Origin of the sequence: Oceanobacter sp. 4_MG-2023 (genome assembly GCF_030689165.1) — a bacterium.
Classification (GTDB): Bacteria; Pseudomonadota; Gammaproteobacteria; order Pseudomonadales; family Oceanobacteraceae; genus Oceanobacter.
This window is the reverse complement of the sequence record NZ_JAUYVV010000005.1, coordinates 12,997-38,129: the sequence shown is the minus strand read 5'-3', so window position 1 is coordinate 38,129 and position 25,133 is coordinate 12,997. Positions and strand designations below refer to the sequence as shown.

Annotated in this window: 15 protein-coding genes; 10 read left to right on the top strand and 5 right to left on the bottom strand. The window is 55.7% G+C overall.

Features of this window, described 5'->3' with window-relative positions; genetic code table 11:
• Positions 1–24 precede the first annotated feature (24 nt).
• A complete protein-coding gene (locus Q8W24_RS05500; protein WP_303434279.1) occupies positions 25–789 on the bottom strand; it encodes a GntR family transcriptional regulator in 765 nt (254 codons plus the stop codon).
• 273 nt (positions 790–1,062) lie between these two features.
• Here Q8W24_RS05500 and Q8W24_RS05495 point away from each other — a divergent pair, with 273 nt between their 5' ends.
• The 6 genes from Q8W24_RS05495 (at position 1,063) to Q8W24_RS05470 (ending at position 9,789) form a co-directional block, all read left to right on the top strand.
• Positions 1,063–1,845, top strand: coding sequence for a (Fe-S)-binding protein (locus Q8W24_RS05495; RefSeq protein ID WP_305474646.1), 783 nt, complete (start codon positions 1,063–1,065; stop codon positions 1,843–1,845).
• The gene (locus Q8W24_RS05490; RefSeq protein WP_303434277.1) at positions 1,842–3,395 is read left to right on the top strand and encodes a LutB/LldF family L-lactate oxidation iron-sulfur protein; all 1,554 of its coding nucleotides are present in this window, start codon (positions 1,842–1,844) and stop codon (positions 3,393–3,395) included. Before Q8W24_RS05495 ends, Q8W24_RS05490 begins: the two co-directional genes overlap by 4 nt.
• Positions 3,395–4,078: a lactate utilization protein C gene (locus Q8W24_RS05485; RefSeq protein WP_305474645.1), complete on the top strand. Its 684-nt coding sequence runs from the start codon at positions 3,395–3,397 to the stop codon at positions 4,076–4,078. The genes Q8W24_RS05490 and Q8W24_RS05485 overlap by 1 nt, the downstream gene beginning before the upstream one ends.
• Positions 4,079–4,139: 61 nt before the next feature.
• Positions 4,140–6,977 (top strand): FAD-binding and (Fe-S)-binding domain-containing protein, encoded by a 2,838-nt coding sequence (locus Q8W24_RS05480; protein WP_305474643.1) that lies wholly within the window; start codon positions 4,140–4,142, stop codon positions 6,975–6,977.
• A gap of 199 nt (positions 6,978–7,176) precedes the next feature.
• Entirely contained in the window at positions 7,177–7,953 is a 777-nt protein-coding gene (locus Q8W24_RS05475; protein ID WP_303434274.1) for an SHOCT domain-containing protein, read from the top strand.
• Positions 7,954–8,187: 234 nt separating this feature from the next.
• Entirely contained in the window at positions 8,188–9,789 is a 1,602-nt protein-coding gene (locus tag Q8W24_RS05470; RefSeq protein ID WP_305474642.1) for a DUF4124 domain-containing protein, read from the top strand.
• A 10-nt stretch (positions 9,790–9,799) separates the two neighbouring features.
• Here Q8W24_RS05470 and hrpB read toward each other — a convergent pair whose 3' ends face one another.
• A complete protein-coding gene (gene hrpB / locus Q8W24_RS05465) occupies positions 9,800–12,427 on the bottom strand; it encodes an ATP-dependent helicase HrpB (protein ID WP_305474641.1) in 2,628 nt (875 codons plus the stop codon).
• A gap of 61 nt (positions 12,428–12,488) precedes the next feature.
• Between hrpB and Q8W24_RS05460 the strand changes: the two genes are divergently transcribed.
• The 3 genes from Q8W24_RS05460 to Q8W24_RS05450 all read left to right on the top strand — a co-directional run bounded on the left by Q8W24_RS05460 (position 12,489) and on the right by Q8W24_RS05450 (position 15,290).
• Complete coding sequence (locus tag Q8W24_RS05460) at positions 12,489–12,671, top strand: tRNA (uracil-5-)-methyltransferase (RefSeq protein WP_303434271.1); 183 nt, start codon at positions 12,489–12,491, stop codon at positions 12,669–12,671.
• 42 nt (positions 12,672–12,713) lie between these two features.
• The gene (gene tusA / locus Q8W24_RS05455) at positions 12,714–12,980 is read left to right on the top strand and encodes a sulfurtransferase TusA (RefSeq protein WP_305414896.1); all 267 of its coding nucleotides are present in this window, start codon (positions 12,714–12,716) and stop codon (positions 12,978–12,980) included.
• Positions 12,981–13,766: 786 nt separating this feature from the next.
• A complete protein-coding gene (locus Q8W24_RS05450; protein WP_303434269.1) occupies positions 13,767–15,290 on the top strand; it encodes a DUF3360 family protein in 1,524 nt (507 codons plus the stop codon).
• Between the two features lie 94 nt (positions 15,291–15,384).
• On the opposite strand, the gene Q8W24_RS05445 is transcribed toward Q8W24_RS05450, so the two are convergent.
• Together Q8W24_RS05445 and Q8W24_RS05440 are read right to left on the bottom strand one after the other, a co-directional pair.
• Entirely contained in the window at positions 15,385–16,647 is a 1,263-nt protein-coding gene (locus tag Q8W24_RS05445) for a PQQ-dependent sugar dehydrogenase (protein WP_305474640.1), read from the bottom strand.
• 245 nt (positions 16,648–16,892) lie between these two features.
• On the bottom strand, positions 16,893–19,607 hold the full coding sequence (locus Q8W24_RS05440; RefSeq protein ID WP_305474638.1) for a DUF349 domain-containing protein: 2,715 nt from the start codon (positions 19,605–19,607) through the stop codon (positions 16,893–16,895).
• Positions 19,608–19,890: 283 nt separating this feature from the next.
• Between Q8W24_RS05440 and sbcB the strand changes: the two genes are divergently transcribed.
• Entirely contained in the window at positions 19,891–21,333 is a 1,443-nt protein-coding gene (sbcB, locus tag Q8W24_RS05435; protein ID WP_305414914.1) for an exodeoxyribonuclease I, read from the top strand.
• A gap of 128 nt (positions 21,334–21,461) precedes the next feature.
• Here the strand turns inward: sbcB and Q8W24_RS05430 are convergent, their stop codons facing one another.
• Complete coding sequence (locus tag Q8W24_RS05430; RefSeq protein ID WP_305474635.1) at positions 21,462–24,974, bottom strand: glycoside hydrolase family 9 protein; 3,513 nt, start codon at positions 24,972–24,974, stop codon at positions 21,462–21,464.
• Positions 24,975–25,133 lie beyond the last annotated feature (159 nt).

Sequence of the window (25,133 nt, the reverse complement as noted above, 5' to 3'; positions counted from 1 at the left end):
TATCCGAGCCGGGCTGTATTGCGGTTAACGAATCATGGAAAAACGCCGCAGCGAGCGTTGGGCATGGCTTTCAAAACGACTGCTTTGCTGCAACGCCTCTTCCACAAATACCAGGTGGCTATTGACCGCCTGACGGGCGCAATCTTCATTGCGGTTAATCACCGCATCTTTCAGGGCCTCGTGCTGCAAACGAATGGCATCGCGGCGGCCTTCCTCGGTATACAAGTAGGTCAGGTTGGCAGCAATGGTCTGTTTGAACAGGCTGAGTAATGCCCGCATCGAATGTAGTAGCACCGCATTATGTGATGCTTCGGCAATGGATAAATGAAAACGCCAGTCGAGCTCCGCTTCGGCTTTGGCTCCCAGGCGGGCATTATGACCATCGAGCCATTCCTGATAGCGGCGGTTGATAATCGCGTGATCCGACTCCGTGGCCCGCAGCGCGGCGTAATGGGCGGCGACTTCTTCCAGGGCGTGACGATATTCGAGCAGGTCGTAATTGAATTCCGGGTGGCTTTGGAACAGCTCCAGCAAGGGATCGGACAGCGACCGGCCGATACTGTCGGCCACATAGGTACCGCCACCCTGGCGACGAGTAACCAGCCCCTTGGTATCCAGTTTGTTGAGAGCTTCTCGCACAGAAGGTCGGGAAACCTCAAAACGGGCAGCCAGCTCCCGCTCTGTCGGCATCTTTTTCCCTGGCTCCAGACTGCCCTCAATAATCATGCCTTCGAGTTCGGCAGCAATCATATCGGAAATTTTCTGGCTTTTGATGCGGCTCGGGGTCATCAGGACTCCTGTTGGAATTCGGGCCAATCGATGGATGAGGCGCATTCCGGGCACTCCTTGGCCAGCTCATACATTGACCAGCCCAAGTGATATGCGGTAACTTACGCAATAACATTTGGGTAATTGGTAAGACCAATTTAACCAAGAACAATAAAAACTGCAAGACACCTGTACAAATACCTTTGTACAAACCGCTACCGTGGAGTCGTTATGACCATTACTTCTTCACCCATACAGAGAACCTGTCCGGCCAAGCCGACGCAGGTTTATTTGATGGGTACCTGCCTCGTTGACAGCTTTTTTCCGCACGCCGGAATGGATGCCATTACGGTGCTGCGCCAATTGGGCGTTGAGGTCGTTTTTCCTCAAGGCCAAACCTGCTGCGGCCAGCCCGCCTGGAATTCGGGCTACGAAGACGAAGCCCGTGCCGTGGCTCGTCAACAACTGGCGGCGTTTGAGGCCGATATCCCGGTGGTGGTGATGATGGGGTCCTGTGCGGGTATGGTGCACCTGGAATATCCAGACCTGTTTGCCGGACACCCTGAAGAAGCCCAGGCCAGGGCGCTGGCTGCCCGAACGTATGAGTTCAGTGAATTTATGATTAATGTCCTGGGGCTGGATAACGAGATCCTGAGTATCGCCCAACCGCGTTCAGCCGACCAGCCGACCCGGACAGTGGCCTTGCATACCTCCTGTTCTTCGCGCCGCGGAATGGGGGTTGCGGCACAACATATGGCGCTGGCCACCTGCCTGCCCGGAGTGACCGTGGTGGAGCCAGAGCGGGTGACGGAATGCTGTGGTTTTGGTGGTACCTTTGCCGTTAAGCAGGCCGATATATCGGCCGCCATGGCGGAAGGCAAAGCGCTGGCCATGGACGCTACCGGCGCGGATGTGATTACCAGTGCCGACTGTGGTTGCATGATAAATATCGGCGGCACACTGGACCGACTGGCAGAGCAGGGGAAAGCCCGCTCAATACCCACACAACATCTGGCGACGCTGGTAAAAGAAGCCCTGACCGGTTACGCCGCTGCAACCAGTGGAGACCCGTCATGAGTACACCCACTTCAACCCCATCGTTTATTGAACTGACAACGATCGTTGACCAGGAAGATCACGACTTTGCCGATATGCAGTCCCGGCACTTCAAGGCGCGGGCAAAAATGTCGCTGGAAAACGATACCTTGCGGGCCAGTTTCCGGGGCGCCAGCGATTTTCTGATGGGAAAACGCAAAAGCGTCTTCCCGGACGATCAGGAACTGGAAGCACTGCGAGACCGTGGTGAAGCCGCACGTCAACGCAGTCTGGCCAACTTGCCCGACTTGCTGGAGCAGCTGGAAACCAACCTGGTGGCCAATGGTATCCAGGTGCACTGGGCCGAGACTGCGGACGAAGCCAACCGTATTATTCACGGCATCCTGGACGCCAATCAGGCGCGTACCGTGGTAAAAGGCAAATCGATGGTCAGTGAAGAAATTGAACTGAACCATTACCTCGAAGCCCGCGGTATTGAATGTCTGGAAAGTGATATGGGCGAGTATCTGGTGCAGCTGGCCCATGAAGCACCGTCCCATATCGTGATGCCGGTGATTCACAAAAACAAACAGCAAATTGCCCGCTTGATGCACACCCGAGCCACCACACCTGATGGCGAGGCAGTGCCATACAGTGAAGACGTGGATGACCTGATCGGTAATGCCAGGGCCATTCTGCGGCAGAAATTCCAGCGGGCTGATGCCGGGATTTCCGGCGTCAATATGGCCATCGCAGAAACCGGCACCCTGCTGCTGGTTGAAAACGAAGGCAACGGCCGTATGTGTACCACCGCACCGCCGTTACATATTGCCGTGACCGGTATCGAAAAAGTGGTGCAGGGGCTGAGTGATGTCCCCGAACTGCTGACACTGTTACCCCGTTCCGCTACTGGCCAGCTGATTACCACCTACGTCAATATGATTTCCGGCCCTCGTCAAAAGGGTGAGCTGGATGGCCCGGAACAGGTGCATCTGGTGCTGGTGGATAACGGCCGTTCGAAAATGTTTAACCACCCGAATTTGCAACCAACGTTACAGTGTATTCGTTGTGGTGCCTGTATGAACCATTGTCCGGTGTATGCCCGCGTCGGTGGCCATGCCTATGGCTCGACATACCCGGGGCCGATTGGTCAGGTGGTCACGCCACAGCTGGGCTCTGCCGGAGGACTGGCCGCCAATGGCGATATGATCAATGCCTGCTCGCTGAACGGTGCCTGTGGTGAAGCCTGTCCGGTGCGTATTCCGTTGCCGGACCTGATTCGTAACTTGCGTGCTGAAGCGGTTGCTCCGGTGGCCACCCAGCAAAATGGTCAACCCCATGTTAATGGGACCGGCAGTCAGCGTTCACTGGGCGAAAGCCTGATCTGGCAAGGCTGGAGTCTGGTACACAAGGTGCCGTTTTTATACCGCAGCAGCACCCGGGTAATGACCCGTGGCCGTGGCCTGATGCCCGGTAAGCTGGCTCCCTGGACCAATACCCGGTCGATGCCCAAACCGGCCGCCCGGAGTTTGCACGAGTTGGCCCGAGCGGCCGACATTCCGTCGGTAGTTACTTCAGAGGAGCAACACTGATGTCTTCCAGAAATACCATTCTTGCCCGCCTGCGTCAGGGTCAGGCCAATCAGGCAAGCGCTGCCAGTCGCACCGATTTACCACCCATGCCTCGGCTGGACAAAGCAGCATGGCGCAGCCGTTTTATTGAACTGCTGGAAAGTAATCACGCCGATGTGGTGCCCTGTAGCGAAGACGACTGGCAGCAACAGCTGGCCGAGGTACTGCAACAGCAGCAGGTGACATCCTTGTGTCTGGGCAACAGCCCGGCCAATCGTGAACTGGCAGACGAGTTGACAAGCCGTGTTGCAACGCTGTCGGTGCAATTGTTTGACGACGCGGTTGCTGCTCCTGCCGACAGCGGCATGCGCCAGCAGCTGTTTGAACAGCTGGATGCCGGATTCAGTCGCGCCAGCGCCGCCCTGGCAGAAACCGGTTCACTGGTGCTGGCGACTGGCCCGGAAGAACCACGGACCGTCTCGCTGGTGCCACCATTAAGTCTTGTACTGGTACGGCAGAGTACTCTGGTGGCCAATTTTTCTGCATTGATCGAACAGCCACGCTGGCAAGGGAAACTGCCGACCAATTGGTTGCTGATATCAGGGCCAAGTAAAACGGCGGATATCCAGCAAACACTGGCCTATGGCGCTCATGGCCCAAAACAACTGGTGGTCTTGCTGCTGGATGACAGTACCGGCGCCTGAGCGGTTTTTCCTCTTGAATTTGATGTGGCTGGTGCCCGTGCGCCAGCTCGAAGGACACTTTATGAAACCCGAATACAGTCTGTTTCTGAGCGATCTGGCTCACATTATCAATGCTGAACGGATCGTCACCGATCCGTTACGTACGTTGGCACTGGGTACTGACGCCAGTTTTTATCGCCTGATACCGCAGGCCGTGGTAATGGTCGAAACCGAGCAGGAAGTCATCGACCTGTTGTTGCTGGCCGGGAAACACAAGGTGCATGTGACCTTCCGGGCGGCGGGTACCAGTTTGTCTGGTCAGGCCGTTACTGACGGTATTCTGGTACGCCTGGCTCCCACCTGGAACGGCATGGAAGTACTGGAAGAAGGGGGCAAGTTGCGGGTACAGCCCGGAGTGATCGGTGCCCATGCCAACCGTAAGTTGGCCCCGTTCCAGCGTAAGATTGGCCCTGATCCTGCCTCCATCAATGCCTGTAAAATCGGCGGTATTGTGGCCAACAACGCATCCGGTATGTGTTGTGGCACGGCGCAGAATACCTATCAAACCATTGAATCCATGCGCCTGGTCCTGGCTGATGGCACGGTGCTGGATACCGCGGACCCGGAGTCCCGCACGGCCTTTATGGCCAACAAGCCCGAGTTGATCGAAGCACTGGTATCGCTGCATCAACAGGTGAGCAGTAACGCTGAGTTAAAAGCCCGTATTCAAAAGAAATTTTCGATCAAGAACACCACCGGCTACAGCCTGAATGCCCTGGTTGATTACCACGATCCCATCGATATCCTGATGCATCTGATGGTGGGGTCGGAAGGGACGCTTGGTTTTGTTTCGGAAGTGGTTTATCGCACCGTGGAAGAACACGCGCACAAAGCCTCCGCCTTGCTGATGTTTGCCGACATCGAAAAAACCAGCCATGCGGTGACGGCGTTGGCTACCAGCCCAGTGGCTGCCGTCGAATTGATTGACCGGGCCGGGTTACGCTCCGTACAGGACAAACCCGGCATGCCGGACTATATGGCTTCCCTGAGTGATGACGTTGCCGCACTGCTGGTCGAAGTACGTGCCACCACCGAACATGAACTGGAGCATAAGCTGGCCGATGTGCTGGCCGCGTTGTCTGACTTCGATACCCTGCACGGTAAAGCCTTTACCACCGACCCGGCCACGTGTCAGCTGTACTGGAATATCCGTAAAGGCATGTTCCCGGCGGTGGGTGCCATGCGTGAAAAAGGCACCACAGTGATTATTGAGGATGTCGCCTTTCCGGTTGAATCCCTGGCTCCGGCGGTACTGGAACTGCAGAGCCTGTTCAAGAAATACCACTACGATGAAGCCATTATTTTTGGTCACGCCCTGGCGGGTAACCTGCACTTTGTTTTTACCCAGAACTTTACCGATCCGGCAGAAATCCAGCGTTATGCGGACTTTATGGATGAAGTGTGCGTGCTGGTGGTCGGGCGTTACGATGGCTCGCTCAAAGCCGAGCACGGCACCGGGCGGAATATGGCCCCGTTTGTGGAGCTGGAGTGGGGGGCACAAGCGTATGACCTGATGTGGCAAATCAAACACGCCCTGGACCCGGACATGCGCTTGAATCCAGGGGTAATCCTGACCCGCAACCTGCGTGCCCATATTGAAGACCTGAAACCGATCCCGGAAGCCCATGACCTGATCGACAAATGCATCGAATGCGGTTTCTGTGAGCCGGTGTGCCCATCCAAAAACCTGACCCTGACCCCTCGGCAGCGTATTGTGGTGATGCGCGAGCTGAGCCGTCTGGATCGTGCCGGGCATGATATCAGCAGCGATCCCCGTTTCCGCGAAGTGCAGGCAGAGTACCAGTATCAAGGTATAGATACCTGTGCCGCCGATGGCCTGTGCAGTCTGGCCTGCCCGGTAGATATCAATACCGGTGACCTGAGTCGCTATTTGCGCAGTGAACGGAATCAGCGTTATCAAGGTCGGGCCAACTGGGTGGCCGGGCATTTTGACACCATCGCCAATACCACCCGTACTGGCCTCAAACTGGTGGATATTACCCGTGGTGTGATCGGCGACAAGGCACTGGCGAGCGTCAGCAAGGTGGCCTCTGCTGTGAGCATGAAAGCCTTGCCGCTATGGCACGATGCCATGCCACAAGCCAGCCACAGTGCCAAACCCATTGCACCGGCAGTGGCAGATGCCGACCTGGTGTATTTCCCCAGTTGCGCCAGCCGGAATATGGGCCCGGCGAAACAGGATCAGGACCAGCGCAGCTTGCAGCAAGTCACGTTGGCGCTGGCAGCAAAGGCTGGCGTGACCCTGACCCAGTTGCCAGACCAGCAATCATTCTGTTGTGGCATGCCGCTGGAAAGCAAAGGCATGTTCGAGCAGGCCGATGCCATGCGTGATCAGCTGAATCAGGCCTTATTGACCATCAGCGACAACGGCCGTATACCGGTACTGATCGATACCAGCCCTTGTGTTTTCCGTATGAGTCAGCAGCTTGATGAACGTATCCAGTTACTGGACCCGGTAAACTTTGCCAATCAGTACCTGGTGCCGCAGCTGGACATTAAACCGGTAGACGACGCTGTGGCAGTACACGTGACCTGTTCAACCACCAAGCAAGGCCTGGGTAACGAGCTGATCGCTCTGGCCAGACATTGCTCAACCCAAGTCGTGGTACCGGAAGATATTACCTGTTGTGGTTTTGCCGGCGACAAGGGCTTTATGGTGCCGGAACTGAATGCCTCGGCACTGGCTCCGCTCAAGAGGCAGGTGAAAGACTGCAAAGAAGGGGTGTCTACCAGTCGTACCTGTGAAATTGGTCTGGCCCGGCATGGCGAGATTCCTTATCACTCGCTGTTCTATTTGCTCGACCGGGTCAGCAGCGCCAAAGCGGCGGTTGCGTCCTAGCGGATGTGATGCGGATGTAATCGTTGCTGGCCACTCCTGCTTCAGCGGAATTTTCCTGTCAAGAAACTCCGCTGGGGCATTTGTTTGATATGTTTGAGTTCTGGTTAAAAAATGTTCAGAATCTCTGTAAATATCGGACATTCTCGCCATAGATGCTGTATTGTGGCGACCAATGTACGTCATGCAGCAGGAGGATATTATGAGTAAATTAACAGGCTATGGTCAGGGTGTTGTAAACGACCTGTCCAGCCGCTATGGACTGTCCAGTGACGCGGTCATTTGCATGATTCAGGCTGTTATCAATGGTAACGGCACCATGGCTCAATTCAACTGCCCGGAATTGGGCGGTGGCGGCCAGTGGATGAGTGGTGGCATGACCATGGTGGGCGATATGTTCAACAATGGCCTGAAAAACACCGTCAATAATCTGTGTAGTGAAATTGCCTCGATTCTGGGTAATGGCCAGATGATCTTTGAACAGCCGGCAGCGGGCCAAGGTGGTTTCCAGTCTGGAAACTGGTGGCCGTCTGAACTGGGTAACCCGTCGTCATCCGGTTCACAAAACAATATCCGTTATGCGATTTTCCCCCATTGTCAGCGTCTGGCACTCGACTCCAATGGTCAGGTGAGTGTTTACGATACCCAGCAGCACCAGATCGGTGGTGTCAGCCAGCAGCAGGGTGGTGGTAATTCACTGACCTTCAGCAGCCAGTTCGGTACCGTGTATCTGACCAGCTTGCCGATTGTGTCGGGTCATAACCCGTTTATCAGTCAAGCGCCAGAGCCGGCACAGCCAGCACCCCAGCCAGTACAAAATACTCAACCGCCAGCACAGCACAATAACCAGAATACCAACACTGGTAACCGGGATGATGTGTTTGCGGCACTGGAAAAACTGGCCAGCCTGAGAGATATGGGAATTCTGTCGGAACAGGAATTTTCCAATAAAAAATCCGAGTTGTTGCAACGTCTGTAGTGCGTCTGTAGTACGTTTGTGGCCAGAGGGCAGTCGTATTGCTGGCTAACCCGGCGGGCGGGCATTTTTATCACTGGTGATAACAATGCCCGCTGCCTTGGGGTTCATCGTCACGGTGCGTACTGCCCGCACGGATACGACAATGCTGTCTTATCCTTCCCAATGTGAAAAAGCCAACACCTTTCTGACAGAAATTCTATTACTATCGGTAGCCTGAATAATACGGGAGCCATCATGAACCTTGTCTGGATTGCGCTGTTGTTGTCGTGCCTGATAGGGTCACAGGCTGTGGCCGAAGTCTATCAATGGGTCGACAGCGATGGCCGTCGCCACTTCTCCGATCGTGCACCGTCCGGGCGTAATACCCATAACCCGGCTGAGCAATCGCTTTCCCGGCCATCTTCCCAGGCTACGTCCATAGGGGTCTCTGCACTTGAAGGTATTTCCAGTCGTGACTACCAGCATTTACGCAAGCTGCTGCGGGCGCGTCAGTTCGGGATTCTGAATACCCGGCTGGAAAAATACCATCAGATTCTGGCGGAGGATATCAGCACGGAATCCCAAGTCCGGGCAATCTACCAGGTGTTTGATATGGGCAAGCCGGGGCTGGAACACTATTTTAACGACTGGGTACGTACCTACCCGAATCTGGAATTTCCTTATCTCGCCCGTGCTACTTACCTGACCGGATTGGGCTGGGACAGCTACGAGCAAAACCGGACACATCGCTCCGATGAACAGGCCGAGGCTATCCGGAAGTATTTTTATGCGTCGTTGACGGATATCGATGCTGCCTTGCGGGTGAACCCGCGTTCGGGTCTGGCCTATAGCCTGTTGATTGGTGCAGCGGTAGCGCTGGGAGATGACGAGCAGCATCAGCTTTACTTGCAGCGGGCAGCAGAGGAAATACCGGCATCCCTGTTGGTCGCCAGTACCGAATTGGGGTTCATGACTCCGCGTTGGGGTGGTTCCAAGGCCAGAATGCGGGCCTATGCCAACCGTGTGATCGTGCATCAGAGCAGTAATCCGGCACTGTCGGTATTACCCGGTTATGTGGAGGCACTGCTGGCGGAAGCCCAGCTTGGACGTCAGCAGTATGCTGCTGCCGAAGCCGGTTTTACTCGTGCCCTGAAATACGGACACGTCGCCAGTTTTTATCGCCATCGGGCGGAAGCCCGTATGGCCATGAAACGTTATTCTGCTGCTCTGGACGACTTTGCCCAGGCATTACGCCTGGAGTCTGCGGATGCCGACAGTTATTTGGGGCGAGCACAAATTTATGGCAGCTTGCGGCAATACCGCAATGCCGCCGCGGAGCTGGCTTATGCCACCGAAATTGATCCGGAATCGCCGGGGATACACAGGTACCGCACGCAGTTGCTGACCAGCCTGACCGGGTTGGGGATTCGTGCCCGCACACGGGGACAGTTGGAGGAGTCGCTGGACTTTCTTGGCAAGGCATTGATGCTTGATCCGGCCGATGCGGTGGCCAGCTATCAACGAGCCGTCACCTGGATGGAGATGGGCAAGATGGCCAACTCGGAAAGTGACGCCAGTGTGGCTCTGGCAGCAGACAGTGCCCGCCCCGAATGGTTTGTGCTGATGGATAACTTACTGGCCCGCCGCCAGCGCTGGCAAGATATGATCGAACTCTGGGATGATTATATCGACCGGTTCGGGGAGACGCAGGATGCCCTGCTGGCCCGGGCCAACGCTTATGTTGGCAAGCAGGAATACCAGTCAGCCATGGCCGATGCCAACCGGGCCGCGGTGCTGGGCGCGCCAGCGGCGGCTGGCATGATCAGCAAGGTAGAGTCGTTACTGGCAACACATTGACGGACAGGGTTCAGGAAGATTGGCTCTGGCGCCGGGCCAGGGCTGCTTTGGTCAGGGCTGTTGCCTCGGCGCTGAGTGGATCTTCCGGCCAGGGGTGCTTGGGGTAGCGGCCACGCATTTCCTTACGTACCTCGGCATAGCCATGACTCCAGAAGTGGGGTAAGTCCTGGGTCACTTGTAATGGTTTCCGGCCCGGTGACAACAAATGGATCTTTAACGCCATTTGGCCGTTTAACACCGCGGGTTGCTGCGGATAACCAAACATTTCCTGTAACTTGACTGCCAATACCGGCGGTGTCTCAGTGTAATCAATACGAATACGAGAGCCGCTGGCCACCCGCCAGTGTGTCGGAGCCAGCTGTTCCAGCTGCTGCTGTTGCGGCCAGTCGAGCAGGCTGGTCAGCAAGGTCACCAAATTCAGCTGCTGTAGCTGCCGTTCATGGCGGCAGTTATCCAGAAACGGTAACAACCAGTCATCCAGGCGCGCCAGTAAACCCTGGTCGGACACATCCGGCCAATCTCCCGCAGCGGAACCCTGTTTCTGGGAGTGGCTGGAGGAATGGCCGCCATGGTACTGGTGTAACAACTGCAAGCGCTGACGTAATTGCACCGCGTCGTCTGTCCAGTTGAGATTGGCCAACCGCTGCTGTACCCGGCTGTCGGAATTGACCGATGGACAAAAATAATCCCGCCAGGCCTGACGCCATTGCTCAGGGTCCAGTGTCTCCAGGGTGCGCCGACGCCAGATCAGTTCACCGATCTTGTGTTGCTCTTCTGCCAGCAAACGGCCCTGGGATTGCCATTGCACCACGGTGTGGTGCGACAGCCAGTGAGGGTGGTCGCTCAGCAGGTCTGCCAATTCGGCCTCATCAATGGCAATGGCGAGGCGTATCCGGTGGCTGCCGGCACCGGACAGATCAAGAATCACCAGCCAGGGGCAACCGGCCAGATCCGAGTCTGGCGATAGTTCGGCACCCGTGCCGTTGGCCATCAGATAGCGTAATGCCTTGTTGTTGGCTTTGCTGGAGTGGCCGGTCGATTGATTACGACAGCGGGCGAGGCGTTCCGGGAATGCCAGTAATGCCCAGCGTGCCAGACTGGCCTGATGACTGGCGCTTGCCGTGGCGGCAGTAGTTGCGGTGGAGGTAGTCTGGCCAGACAAGCCCCGGAGCCAGCGCTGGGCCAGCGGGGCCACGCGTTGCTGCCACAAGGAAGTTGAGCGGCTGGCATGCCATAGCCGTTCAACATCATCACTGCGGCGTTGTTTGTGCGGCCATTCTTGCAGCAGGGCGATTAACTCGGCCGAGTCGCGAGCTTGTCCTTGTTGGTGGGCCGTTATCAGTGCCGATGCCCAGCGCGGTTCGATACCGAGACGGGCACACTGGTGGCCGTGTTCCGTCAGTCTCTGGCTATCGATACTGGCCAGGTACCCCAGGCGACACAACAGCGCCCGAGCCTGATTCAGCGCGGCAAGTGGCGGAGGGTCAAGCCAGAGCAAGTCATCAGCGTCGGCTCCCCATAACAACAGCTCCAGCAGCAGTGGTGCCAGATCGGCGGTTAATAGCTCGGCTTCAATATGGCGTGGCCGCCGTGAGTGGGTACTTTCTGGCCACAGCCGGTAGCAGTAACCGGCTTGCTGTCGCCCGGCACGGCCCATTCGTTGGGTGGCTGAAGCCTGGCTGATATCGCGTGTGGTGAGCTCACTGAGACCATTGGCCGGACTGAATACCATGCGCCGTTCAAGACCGCTGTCGATCACGCCGGTGACGCCATTCAGGGTCAGAGAGCTTTCGGCGATATTGGTCGCCAATAATATTTTACGTTGACCCTCTGGCACATCCGCCAGAGCCCGCTTTTGTTCCTGTTCGCTGAGCTGGCCATGAAGTGGCAGGATATGAAGGTGGTTATCTGGCAGGTCATGTCGCTTCAGCTCATCATGCAGCCGCCGGATATCCGCCACACCGGGCAAAAACACCAATAGATGGCCATGGCTGTGTTGTAAGGCTTCATGAATAACCCGGCTGGCGTGATGACTGAGGTATTCGTTGGCTGACGCAGCTGGCCGGTAGGCCAGCGTGACAGGAAACCCCTGGCCCGGGCAATGAAGCAGGGGAGCCTGCAGTTGTCGGGACAAGGCATCGGTATCCAGCGTGGCTGACATTACCAGCAACTTGAGATCCGGGCGTAACAGCTGCTGGCATTGATGCGCCAGTGCCAATGCCAGGTCACAGTTCAGGTGACGTTCGTGGAATTCATCAAAAATAACCAGACCAACGCCGGTCAGCTCGGGGTCATCCTGCAGCATTCGGGTGAGAATGCCCTCTGTTACAATCACAATACGGGTACGAGCAGATTCCTTGTTGTCGAGCCGTACCCGGTAACCGACCCGCTCACCGACAGCCTCGCCCAGTTGACGGGCCATAAAGACGGCGGCGTTACGGGCTGCCAGTCGCCGCGGTTCGAGCATGATGATCTGTTGCCCGGCCAGCCAGGGCGCATCCATCAGCGCCAGCGGCACACGAGTGGTTTTACCCGCACCGGGTTCGGCAGTCAGTAGCAGGGCGGGGTGGTCGGCCAGTTGTGCAGAGATATTGGCGAGCTGGGTATCAACAGGAAAGGCAGGACGGCAAGGATTCATTGGTATAATTACGAGTCTATAGCTAGCATTCAAGTATATACCGGTCAGGAGGTAAGCCGTTATGGCAAGTGAGACTGTGGTTGATTTTGCTGCTGCCAGTGAAAAGCACCGCCATCAACGTGATCACCGCGACAAGGAAGCCAGGGTTGAAGCGATTCGGGAGCGCTTTGAACAGGCGTTACCGACTCGTAAAACACCGGTCAAGGACTATTTACGTAAAAAGCGCGCCAAGAAAAAGCGCTGACCCCATCACATGATTTACTGATTTGATTGCCAGGAGAGACCTTTGAGTTCGTCAGACACTACCCCCCATTTACCGATTCAGCATCAACTGGACACCCGCGGCCTGTTTTGCCCGGAGCCGGTGATGATGTTGCATAACCTGATGAACGATGCTGCCCTGGGGGACTGTATCGAAGTATTGGCAACCGACCCCTCGACGCAGCGGGATTTCACCCGTTTTTGCGGGTTTCTGGAGCAGGAGATGTTGCTGCAAGAAGACCTTGACGGGGTGTACCGTTTTATTATTCGCAAGGTCTCTGATACCGCCTGATCAGCTTCTGGTTATATTGAGCGATTGGACGTACTGGACGTACATTGCCGGTGCCTGTGCCGGTGCGCCGTTCCGGGCTGGCCCCGGAATCCACGCGAATTAATCAAGCCGCTGGCGTCGGTGCCGCCAACCTCAAAATACCTGCATACGCCTCTCTTGTGACGATAGCGCCAATTAGCCACGCAATTGGCGCTGATAATCATTTTCCCTCTTGCTTATCCAGCTAATACTAACTGACAGGTGTGACAAAAAGCGTAGCCAACAACACGCTTGCAACGGCTCTGAGGCCCCTGATTTGAGGCTTGATTGATGAGTCTGGAGACTATAAGTGTTGGCTCATATGGAACTATCCCTGTTTTGAGGGGTGTTTTTATACCCCGCCAGCGGTCAGGCAGGTTGATGATTGGGGCTAATATGGCAATCCAGGCAGTAGAGCGTAATAAGTTGACTTGAATCAATATTCTGGCGTCTTGATGCGTGCTAAAGGCTTCATTTTGAGCCAAAACTGGCTCTTTTGGGTGGTTTCAAGGTTTTTGTCTCAAGGGATATGTCTTTGTGGCGGAGGAGTTCGGCGGTCTGTGAGCGCTGAAACAGCGTTATTTTGGGGCTGGGAGCAGCTGAATATTGGCGTCAATAGCCCTGTCTACAGCGAAGTCCATAATTATAAAAGCACTACATTTGCCTAATCGCAATTTCCAGATTCCTGGTCTATTCTACGCGGCACCATCCACTTGCTTTAACCAACCGTATTTTATTTTGCGTAGCAACTATGTTGCTGGAGAAATCATGACCGCGACACCGAAAGATAAAGATAATAGTCCACCAGGTGCAGGGCAGAAAACAGATACTCAAGCCGTTTCTGGTAGCTATCAAGAGCTGCACAAACCCAGCTCTGAGTTTAATAGCCGAGAAGAGTACCTTGAGCATGAGTTGCAAATCATGCAGCCCAAACGCTGGCGTCCAAACTTGCCTTTCCGGGATTATCGTTTCGAATTTGAAGATACGATTCCGGCCATGGCCGCGACCATTGGTAAAGTGGTTATGGTTGCCGCGATTGCCGCCACGTTTGCTGGCCCGTTAGGGTTGGGTGAATCGTTTATTCTAGAGAATGTTCGTTACGAGCTTCTTATTGTTTCTGTTTTTATTTTATTGTTCTCCGGCTTTATTTTACCGACCGCCAACCTGGCCGGTACCCACGGCCCCTTGATTCCGTTAATCCCTATTGTTGTGGCAGCAGGGGGGCACCCGATGGCTTTCGGGCTATTGATTGGTGCCTTTGGTCTGATCCTCGCCATCAGTAAAGGGGGGAGCCTGATGGCACGGCTGACCAGTAAGGGCGTGTGTGGTGGCCTGCTGTTGTATCTGGGTTTTATCGGCACTATCTCGCAGGTGAAAAAACTGTTTGCCTGGGCGGAAGCCATTGATATGACGCATATCGCCTTTATTGTGATTCTGGCGACTATTTTGCTGTATGCCTTGTTGGAACACTTCCAGAAACGCTGGCTGGCGGTACCGCTGAGCTGCTTCCTGGGTGGTGGTGCAGCATTTGCTCTGGGCGCACCGTTTGAATTCCATACCGCGCCTGGTCTGCCACATATGGACCCGATGTACTGGTGGGGTGAAAGTACTGGCTGGATGCTGGGTTTGCCAACCGTGGAAAGCTTTATTGTGGTCTTGCCGTTTGCCATTCTGGCGGTTGCCATGTGGTCTCCTGACTTCCTGGGGCATCAGGTCTTCCAGAAAATCAGCTACCCGCAACGTACTGAAAAAGTGCAGATGAACATTGATGACACCATGATGAGCGCATCTGCCCGACAAACCTTCGGCTCTCTGCTGGGTGGTGCCAACTTTGCTTCTTCGTGGGGTACTTATATTGTGCCTGCGGCGATTGCCAAGCGTCCGATTCCTGCTGGCGCCATTTTAACGGCCCTGTTCTGTATCATTGCTGGAATCTGGGGTTATCCGATGGACCTGGCGATCTGGCAGCCTGTGCTGTGTGTGGCCTTGATTGTGGGTGTCTTTATTCCACTGCTGGAAGCCGGTATGGAAATGACCCGTGAAGGTAAAACCACCCAGTCCGCTGCGATCGTGGTTTTTGCTTCATCACTGGTGAACCCTGCCTTTGGCTGGTCTTTGACCATGCTGCTCGATAACCTGGGCTTGATCGGTTGTAAGGAACGTAGCTCGGAATTAAGCCATATGAGCCGCTGGATCATCCCGTTGATCATGTTTGTACTGCTGACCAGTGTGATGGCAATGGTAGGTATGCTGCCTGGTATCCCGGCCTTGATGTCAGACTTCCAGCACTAATGGCATGACGACATAGTCCGTCTATGACTCAATGACGGACGAATAAAGCGGCAAGTGCATCAGGATGCCTTGCCGCTTTGCTGTTTTCAGGGGGTTATGATTCTGATATCGGCCGCAAGCGGATCAGTTTGCCGTTATCGTCGTCAGTGATCAGATACAACCAACCATCCGGCCCTTGTGTGACGTCGCGAATACGTTGGTCAAGGCCAGGAATATCCAGACGCTCTTCTGCGATTACCTGTTTGCCGTCCAGCTCCAGCCGGACCAGTTGACGAAATTTCAGCGAGCCAATAAAGACATCTCCCTGCCAGTCAGGAAAAACCTCACCGCTATAAAATGCCATGCCGGAAGGTGCGATTGAAGGCACCCAGTAGTACAGCGGCTGTTCCATCCCTTCCTTATAGGTACCTTCACCAATACTGCCGCCAACGTATTCCTTGCCGTAAGTAATAACAGGCCAGCCATAATTACGGCCTGGCATGATCAGGTTGAGTTCGTCGCCGCCTTTGGGGCCGTGTTCATGTATCCATAATTCGCCGCTGTTGGGGTTAATCGCCGCACCTTGCGGATTACGATGGCCATAACTCCATATCTCGGCCCTGACACCGGCTTGATCAACAAAAGGGTTGTCTGCTGGTGTTGTACCGTCGGCATTCAGGCGAATGATTTTACCGAGGTGGTTGTCCAGGTTCTGCGCTTCATCCCGGGGGAAATAGCGTTCCCCCAATGTAATATACAAATAACCCTGTGGATCGAAGGTCAGCCGTGAACCGAAGTGGGAGCGGGATACATACTTGGGTGCTTGCCGGAACAGCACTGTCTGCTGCGTCAGGTGATAACGATGATGGCCATCATCAACCAGGGTGGCGCGCATCACCGCGGTCGAGTTGGTCATCAGGTTGCCCGGCTCGGCGTAGCTGAAATAGACCTGGCCATCGTGCCAGGCAACATCGAGTAATCCGCCCTGTCCCCCGGTCGATACTTCCGGGACACCGGCAATGGCCGGGCTGAGCAAATACTGTGGCTGGCCATCCTGAATCGTATGGCGGGCGATACGTAGCTGGCCCGAACGTTCACTGATCAGGAGCGTATTGGCATCGATAAAATCCATTGCCCAAGGGTGGTTCAGGCCTGAGATTATTACCTCGGGGATAAAACTTCCTTGCTGGGAATGGATAACCGCCAATGGCGAGGGGGTGAAGGATTGTGGGGCCGGGAGTGGGTCTGCAGCGAGTGCTGCGTTGGCGCAACCGCTGATCAGTAGCAGTCGCAGGGTTGCTGTCAGCAGACCGGGAAAAATGCCGGATTGGCCAGGGATTAGAGTCGTTGTGCTGCGGCGTATTGGGGAAGCGGCCATGCAGTACTCTCCGGGTGGTGTATTGGAGTGGTGCTGTGATTATGTTTCCAGCAGAACAGCCTGAACAGTAGCGGATGGCGCTGAACAAAGTAAGGGGACAAAGCGGTTGGTGGCAATCGTGGCAGGGCAGTCGAGGGAGAGGGGATAACTATCAAGGCAAAGCCAACGCCTCATCGTACACCAGCTCGAGTGGCGCTCAAGCCACTGACTCTGAAGTACGGTGAAGGTTGCCGGGAGCCAGCCAATTAGCCAATACTGGCTTTCAGTGCCTGGATAAAGCGCTGTTGCTGAGTCGTGCCAGCGGGTGTTGCAAGCCATTCCAGCACCAGGGCGAGGCGTTCGTCACTGTGGCCGATACTTTGGCCCATGGCTTGCGCCAGCCGCTGCACCTGCAGTTGCATCCGGCGGCCTTGATCCGCTGCCGGAGACTCCAGTCCACTGATAACTTCCATACGAATACACAGGTCACGGGCGGCGTCGGTATCGATCGCAACCGGGGTATCCTGATCCTGCTGCCAACGTTGCTCAAACGCGGCGAGCGGGTAGCCATCCGGGAGTTGATCGGCATCGTGCCAGAGGCTTTCATTGTGATCTGCCAGTGCTTGCAAGCGATCCAGCAAACCTTGCCAGCGTTGACGTTCTTCGGCCTGTGATTGTGCCACCTGGCGGTCGTCCAGTTGCGCCGCGATGTCAGCCAGCTGTTTGCGCAGGCGCTGGTGGGCAGAGCGTGGCAGTTCGATCGCCGCAAACTGTTGCTCGTACTGCTGGAATTGCTCAAGCACGTCAGCAGCCGACAGGGTGCTGGCTGGCAAGGCGGCAGCCTGATTGACCAGCTCTTCTGCTTCAATGACCCTGTTGTTCAGCTCCGCCTTGCGCTCGTTACGTTGCTCGTCCAGACGGGCAAATACGGCATCACACTGGCTGCGGAATTGACGCCAGTACTTCTGGTCTGGTGCGCGTGGTGTGATGCCAATTTCTTTCCACTGCTGTTGCAGTTCCTTGACGCGCTCTACCACGTCGGTCAGATCTTCTTCTTCGGCCAGGTCGGCAGCGGCTTCAACCAGGGCGGCCTTGGCTGCCAGGTTGCGGTCGTATTCTGCCTTGAGGTGGCTGTAAATGGCGTCGCAAGCGGCGCGGAAATGTTCCTGGGTGTGCTTGTGTGCAGCTCGATCCACCGGCGAGTAGCCGCGGAACACTTCCCGAGCGGTCTCGAGGGTTTTTTGTACGACTTTCCAGTCGGCCTGATCCCAGTCGAGATTGGCTTCGTAATGGCGCAGTTCCTCGATCAGCTGGTTGCGTCGTTCAACGTTGACTTCCCGTTGACGAGCGACGTCGGCAAACCAGGCGCGGCAAGGTTCAAAGGCTTTGTCGCCAGCTGCCTGAAAACGATCCCACAAGGCTTTGTCGGGCTGGGAAGAGTTGAGTGTTTTCCACTCGTCCTGCAGCACCTGGATCTTGTCGGCGAGGACATCAGGGTTGATATCGGCATCGATCAGGGCTTCCATCGACTCACACAGGGCTTCTTTTTTGGGGGTTGTGACAAACCCTTGCCAGTCGCGCATTTCGTTGAGTCTGGCAGCCAGGCTCTTGATGCGGTTCTGAAAGTTATAGGCGGCTTTGCCATCTACCTGGCGCAGGCTCTGATGCACCTGGCCGTAGAGTTTGCCAGCGTCTTTCAGGTGGCCGTTGTCGATGTGTTGTTCCAGTTTGTCGAGCTGGCGCTGCAGGGTATCCATACGCGCGGTTTGCTGGTTTTCCAGTTCCGTCAGACGGATTTCAGCGATCTGGCGTTTGCCTGAGAGAGCCGCTAGCCACTCGGGTGCTTCCAGCTGTGATGGCCACTTCAATTGGGCTTGCCATTTTTTACCGCTCTGGATTACCTGTTGCAGGCCGCGCATGTCGGCAGGCAAGTCTTTTTCCAGCCACTGGGACAACTCTTGCTGTTTGGCGCTGACCTGCTCCAGAGTGGCTTGCAGGGCTAACGCCTGTTGCATGGTGTTCTCGAATGAACGCAAGGCGTCGGCGTCGGCCTTGTGATCAGTCTGTGTGGCGCGCCAGCGTTCATCAATGGCTTGCAGTTGTTGCTTCAGCGCTTCCGGATCGGTACTTGAAGGGGCGGCTGCCAGGGCGTCGTTCAGCTCTGAGACCAGTTGTTGCTGGGCTGCCTGGGCTTCGGCCTGACGCTGCTGCTCTTCGGCCTGACGCTGTTCCTCCGCGGCGTGTTGTTCCAGAATCCGGCTCGCGTCAAGCAATGCGGATTCGAGCGTGTGTCGCTGCTCATCGGTCAGGCTGTCGTTAAGTTCTTGCTGCTGGCGCTGTATGACTTGCAAGCGACCGTTAAAGTCGGGGCCATAACCTACCCGGTTCAGGTAAGCGGCCTGTTCCAGCAAATAGGTGATTTGCTGCTTGCGGGCGGCAATGGCTTCCTGGTTGGCTTTGGCAGCGGCCAGGCGTTCCTTGCACAGGCGATAGACGGCTTTATCTTTCGCTTGGGCAAATTCCAGCAGTTGCTGTAACAGGGCGTGTTGATCGATGCCTTCGGCAGCGGCCAGACGTACTTTGGCGACCGGGTGTTCGCGAGCAATTACCAGGCGTTCGTTCTGGTCAGAGATCCGGGCAATGGCATCGAGACGTAATTGCTGGTCTTTGGTCAGCCCGGCAATACGTACCAGTGTGGCGCTGTGGGTGATGCTGTTGAGGTCTGCCGATGATGGCAGCAGCAGGTTCAGCCAGTGTTCCCGGGTGGTATCCCGAACATCCGGCAGGTTGTGCCCCAGCAGGCTTTCCAGCAGGGCCTCGTCACGAATGCGTACCACCGCGGCCTTGCGCAATGCCTCGTCAGGCTCTGTGTCGATAAAGCTGATGAGTTGCTCGGCAGCCATTTCGGCCAACGCCTGGCGTCGAACATCCGGGTTGGAATGTTGCCATTTTGGTTTCAGAAACTTCTTGAATAAAGACATCGAGCTGATCCGTCCAACCTGTCACAAAGGAAAAAAGCGTGGCCATTGTACAGTGCGCGGCATTTTAAGGAAGTCTGGCACGACTTAATCGCACCGGAGGATTGTCCTGCACTGTATTGTGACTCGTGGTGTGGACGTGATTGTTACACAGAAGCCGGGAGAAGTGGTGCCGCTATCGCAACCAGAGCCGGGTGCATTGCGTCAGGGTAAGCATGTTATCATCGGCGTTTATTTGGCCAGCCAGTATGACCCGGATCTGGGGTGGCAAGAGCAGGAGAATCATGTGAGTAGCATTGTCTGGTATGACTACGAAACCTTTGGTGCCAGTCCGGCGTGGGATCGTCCGGCGCAGTTTGCTGCGATTCGTACCGACGAAGACCTGAACGAGATTGAGCCTCCGGTCGAGATTTTTTGCAAACAGAGTGATGACTATTTACCGCACCCGCAAGCGGTGCTGATCACTGGTATTACCCCCCAGGACTGCCAGCAGAAAGGTCTGCCAGAAGTTGAGTTTATTGATCAGATCAACAGGGTTTTTTCGGTACCGGGTACTTGCAGTGCGGGTTATAACAGCATTCGATTTGATGACGAGTTCACTCGTTACACGTTATATCGCAACTTTTTTGATCCCTACGCCCGTGAGTGGCAAGGGGGGAATTCCCGTTGGGATTTGCTGGATGTTGTTCGCTGTGCCTATGCCTTGCGGCCGGAAGGAATCGAATGGCCACAACACGAAGATGGCCGGATCAGTTTCAAACTGGAGCACCTGACAGCCGCCAATGGCCTCGATCACGGCAAGGCCCACGATGCGGTATCGGATGTGCGGGCAACCATTGCACTGGCACGATTGATTCGAGATAAACAACCAAAATTATACCGTTATCTTTTTGGCTTGCGTCGTAAACAAGCGGTTGCAGATCTGATTGATGTGGTGCAACACAAGCCTCTGGTACATATTTCGGGCATGTTTCCGGTTGAACAGGGCTGTATGGCGGTTGTAGTGCCCTTGTGTATGCATCCTAAAAACAAAAACAGTGTGGTTGTTTTTGATCTGCATCAAGACCCAACTCCTTTGTTTGAACTGACCGCTGAAGAGATACAGCAGCGAGTGTTCAGTAAAGCGGCAGATTTGCCAGAGGGGGTCGAACGGTTGCCATTAAAAGAGATACATCTGAACAAGTCTCCGGTGGTTGCTCCGGCCAAAACCCTTACGCCTGATCAGGCTGAACGCTGGAACCTGAGTGGTGATACCTTGCGTAAGCATCTGGGTATGATCAAGCAGGGTGTCGACCTTACCAGCAAGCTGCAGCAGGTGTTTGACAGTCGTTCGTTTGCGGCCGCCAGCGATGTGGATGCACAGCTGTACGATGGCTTTTTCTCGCCAGCGGATCGTAATCTGATGAACCAGCTGCATGACGCCTCGCCGTGGGATTTATCCGGCTTCCAGAAGCGCTTCAAAGATCGCCGCGGTGATGAGATGTTATTCCGTTATCGCGCCAGAAACTTTCCGGATACGCTGGAGGGGGATGATCGGCAACGCTGGGAAACAGTACGTCGTGAACGGCTGTTTCATACCAACCCAGCCTGTCAGGCGCTGAACTTCGAGCAATTTGCCCAGGAATTAAAACGGGCTGCGGAACAGGTGATTGAAGATCCCCGCAAGCAACAGTGGATGCAGGATTTGCAGCTTTACGCCGAATCAATTTATCCGCTGGATTACGACTGATTCGGCATGGTTGATGAAAAACCCGGCGTCAGATTCCAGATGCAGGTTGGACACTGGGCAAACTGAATAAAAAAAGCCCTCGAAGAGTTACCTCTCCGAGGGCTTTTTATTCAGCAGGTCGGGCCGGATTATTGGCAGATGGCGCCAGTAATGACGGCACTGGGGGTTGAACTGCCTGCTTTGTCACCCTGGAATCCAAAGGAAACCGTCTCTCCTGGAGCAATGCTGCTGTTCCAGGAAAGAGGCGTTGCGGTGATCGGGCCACTGCCGCTGTAGTTGGCATTCCAGCCGTTGGTCATGGTGCTGCCATCCGTGAATGTCCAGCTGACTTCCCAGCCGTTGATGGTGCTGTCGCTGGTATTGGTCAGGTCGATACGGCCGGTGTAACCGCTGTTCCATTCGCTTTCAATGGTGAAACTGCAGGCGGCCAGACCAGTGCCGGTATCTGTTCCGGTATCTGTTCCAGTATCCGTGCCAGTGTCTGTTCCAGTATCCGTGCCGCTGTCCGTGCCGCTGTCCGTGCCGCTGTCCGTGCCGCTGTCCGTGCCGCTGTCCGTGCCCGCCGCCGCATCGCTGCAACCGTTAGAGCTGAAGTTGCCGTCATGTTCCAGCTGGAAACCAAAGCTGTAGGTCGCAGCCGCTGCCAGGTTGCTGCCGCTGGCAATGATGTTATTGCCACTGAGGGTTACGCTGGCTCCCCAGCTATTGGTGATGCCAGTGACACCACTGACCGGTAGGATCACGCTCCAGTCAGCCTCGCTGTCGCCCAGGTTGGTGACAACAATATTGTTAAGGACTGCGCCGGTATTCCACTGGTCGATGCTACCAATGCTGCAGTCAACACTGCCAGGTTGGGCTTCGGCGACCGTTACTGTTTGTGTTGACGTATCACTGTCTTCCCCATCACTGACGGTCAGGGTGATATCGTAACTGCCGGCGCTGTTGTACTCATGGCTGGCCGTCAGTCCGGTTGCAGTATTGCCATCACCCAGATCCCATTGGTAGGTCAGGGTGTCATCATCGTCATCGGTCGATGCACTGGCATCCAGGCTGATGCTCAGAAAACTATCGCTGACACTGAACGCAGCAACCGGCACGTTATTGGGTGGTGCAACGACGGCATTGAGTGTCAGTGTGGTGCTGGCTCCGGTCGCCGCGCCGCTGATATCGAGGCCAGTCAGGGTCACACTAAAGCTGCCGGTGCTCGATGGCGCGGTCAGGGTGACCGAACCGCTGCTGTTGGCACTGGCCACCGGGTTGCCGTTGAGTGTGATCTCGACAGAATTGACATTGGACATGTCGAAGGTCAGCACAAAATCACTGCCTTGAACAATGTCGCTGCCATTACTCGGCGTGCTGATGCTGACGGCAGGCACAATGGGTTCTGCCACTGTCAGGCTGACGCTGGCCGGGTCGGAGCTGGCACCCTGATCATCAATTACAACATAGGTAAAGCTGTCGCTGCCAAAATAGCCGCTGGCGGGGGTGTAACTGGCGATGCCGGAAGTGATGGTGACGCTGCCGTGGGCTGGTGCGGTATCCACTTGATAGTCACTGATGGTGCCATCTTCGTCACTGCCACTGAGGCTGATGGTAACGGCCGTTTCATACGGCGTGGTGGCACTGGTGGCCTCGGCCGTCGGGGTGCAGTTGATGCCGGTATCAACACCGCAAGCCGGGGTGGGTTCCGTCCCCCAGACCAATTCGCCATTGTCATACAGGGCGATTTGAGGGGCATTGGCCAGCGTGCTGCTGTAATCGTCCCAGGATGGGTCAGCGCTGTTGTCCCAGTCGCTGTTGTCGGTATCGGTGGGCAGTGATAGACGGAATTGCACTTCTTTCTGTTCGTCAGACTGGCCACCTGGAAAAATATCAATCCCGGCAAACGAAATGTCGACGTAGTAAATATTGTCTGCCGGGTCGCCCCAGGCGGTCAGCGGGCTGATGCTGCTGGCCTGACTGTAAGCGGCGGATACGGTGATATCGCTGGCGCTGTATCCTGCGGCTATCTCGTGATTAAGATCAACCCAGTAACGCATGGTGAGGTTATTGCTGATCCGGGCTGGCCAGGCGGAGCGGTTGTGGACTGTGGTTGCCAGCTCAATAAAACGTGGGCCGCTGGCGTTGACCTTGGCTTCAACAAAAAACTCGGTATCACGAGTTTCTGCGGCAGGAAATTCGCTATCAGGAATAGGGTCGCCGCCAAAATCCAGATAAAGCCGTGCCAGTGCCGAGGTAAAACCGGCGTTGTAGTCGGTAGCGACTTCGTTGGAAATGTAATCGCTGCGGTCATCGCTATAACCGTCACCGCTGGCAGGGCCACCCACCAACGCGCCGATCAACAGGTGGCGACTTTGGCTTGGGCTGCTGATGTCATCTGCCCAGCTGCCATGAGCCGTACGATGGTGCGGGTTGAGTGGGCCGGTGGAGCTCAGGCCAATCTGGTAGGGGTGGCCCATCGGGTTGTCACCGAGCAGGTATTCCAGCTGGCTGGTGGCGAAGTTGTAGTAGCTGCTGATACGGCTGTTGGATGGCTCAATGCTGCGGAGGTAGTCGGAATACACCAGTGCCACCCAGGCGGTGTTGGCGGCGTAACGAGTCGCGCCCCATTGATCCAGTTGCGCCAGGCCACCGGAGGTATAGGGAACCTGCTCGCCGTTGTAGCCAGTGCTCCAGTAATCAAGCCAGCGTTCGGCATCGGCCCGGTATTGGCTGTCGCCAGTCAGCTGCGCCAGTAAAACGTAGGAGCCGTAGGATTTGTCATCCCAGGCTTGCGTCCACTTGTAGGCTTTGTTGCTGCTTTGGCCTTCGGTACCGAGTTGGTTGTAGTCGCTTTGGGCGTTGTTCAGATAGGTGCTGTCGCCGGTCGCCTTGTAGAGCCAGGCGGCAGACCAGACCAGTTCATCCTGATAGCCACTCCAGGAGTTGTAGAAGGATTGGGCATCGGTAATGCAGTCGGAATATTTGCCCTGGAATTGCCGGGCAAAAGTATACAGTTGTTCGGCATGGGTCAGCAGGGTGGTGGAGTAGGCCGGGTCATCGCTGGCAAACACCATGGCGATTGCAGCCAATGCCGCCGCGGTTTCACCGGCGAGGTCGGAACCGGGGCAGGATTCGGTAATGGCATATGAGGGCCGGGTCGCGGCAGCACCAGAGGTGGCGTGCATGACTTCTGCCGGTCCCCACCAGGCATGATCGCTGGAACCGGTTCCAACCTGACCATACAGGACGTTAGGGGACGGATGGGCATTCACAAAATAATCGGCAACAAATCGCAGGTTGTTCTTGATGTGGACCATTTGGCCCGATTGGGTATAAGCCGATGGGTTTTCAATCACACCCCAGGCCAGCATGGTGGCCGAGGCGGCCATGGGCAGGCCAAATTTGACATGGTCACCGGCGTCAAACCAGCCACCGGTCAGGTTAACGCTGTTGTCGGCACCGTCGTTGGGGGTTGAGTCACCACGCCATTCGACCCGGTTCCAGGCGGGCAGCTCACCTGCTTGTTGTGCTTCGTAGAAATAAATGGATTTTTGCAGGGCTTCGCCGTAGTTGGGGGTGGCGTAAGCATGTGTTCCGAGTGACGCGATGGCGAGCGATAACAGTGTTTTCCTCAACCCTGAAAGCGTTGTATGAGTCATGGGCCATATCTCCTGTGGACCGTTTGGCTGATGGGGCCAAATATAGGTGGCCAGCATAGTCGGCAGCCAAGATGCTGGATGTGCGACAAGTCACGAACCTGATTGTTGGGCAATTTGTTTGCCATAGAGGCCAAGACCTGGCGGTACCGTCTGGGTGTG

Coding starts and splice junctions, on each gene's coding strand:
- Q8W24_RS05500 (WP_303434279.1), bottom strand. CDS start 789: ATGACCCCGAGCCGCATCAAAAGCCAGAAAATTTCCGATATGATTGCT.
- Q8W24_RS05495 (WP_305474646.1), top strand. CDS start 1,063: ATGGGTACCTGCCTCGTTGACAGCTTTTTTCCGCACGCCGGAATGGAT.
- Q8W24_RS05490 (WP_303434277.1), top strand. CDS start 1,842: ATGAGTACACCCACTTCAACCCCATCGTTTATTGAACTGACAACGATC.
- Q8W24_RS05485 (WP_305474645.1), top strand. CDS start 3,395: ATGTCTTCCAGAAATACCATTCTTGCCCGCCTGCGTCAGGGTCAGGCC.
- Q8W24_RS05480 (WP_305474643.1), top strand. CDS start 4,140: ATGAAACCCGAATACAGTCTGTTTCTGAGCGATCTGGCTCACATTATC.
- Q8W24_RS05475 (WP_303434274.1), top strand. CDS start 7,177: ATGAGTAAATTAACAGGCTATGGTCAGGGTGTTGTAAACGACCTGTCC.
- Q8W24_RS05470 (WP_305474642.1), top strand. CDS start 8,188: ATGAACCTTGTCTGGATTGCGCTGTTGTTGTCGTGCCTGATAGGGTCA.
- hrpB (WP_305474641.1), bottom strand. CDS start 12,427: ATGAATCCTTGCCGTCCTGCCTTTCCTGTTGATACCCAGCTCGCCAAT.
- Q8W24_RS05460 (WP_303434271.1), top strand. CDS start 12,489: ATGGCAAGTGAGACTGTGGTTGATTTTGCTGCTGCCAGTGAAAAGCAC.
- Q8W24_RS05450 (WP_303434269.1), top strand. CDS start 13,767: ATGACCGCGACACCGAAAGATAAAGATAATAGTCCACCAGGTGCAGGG.
- Q8W24_RS05445 (WP_305474640.1), bottom strand. CDS start 16,647: ATGGCCGCTTCCCCAATACGCCGCAGCACAACGACTCTAATCCCTGGC.
- Q8W24_RS05440 (WP_305474638.1), bottom strand. CDS start 19,607: ATGTCTTTATTCAAGAAGTTTCTGAAACCAAAATGGCAACATTCCAAC.
- Q8W24_RS05430 (WP_305474635.1), bottom strand. CDS start 24,974: ATGACTCATACAACGCTTTCAGGGTTGAGGAAAACACTGTTATCGCTC.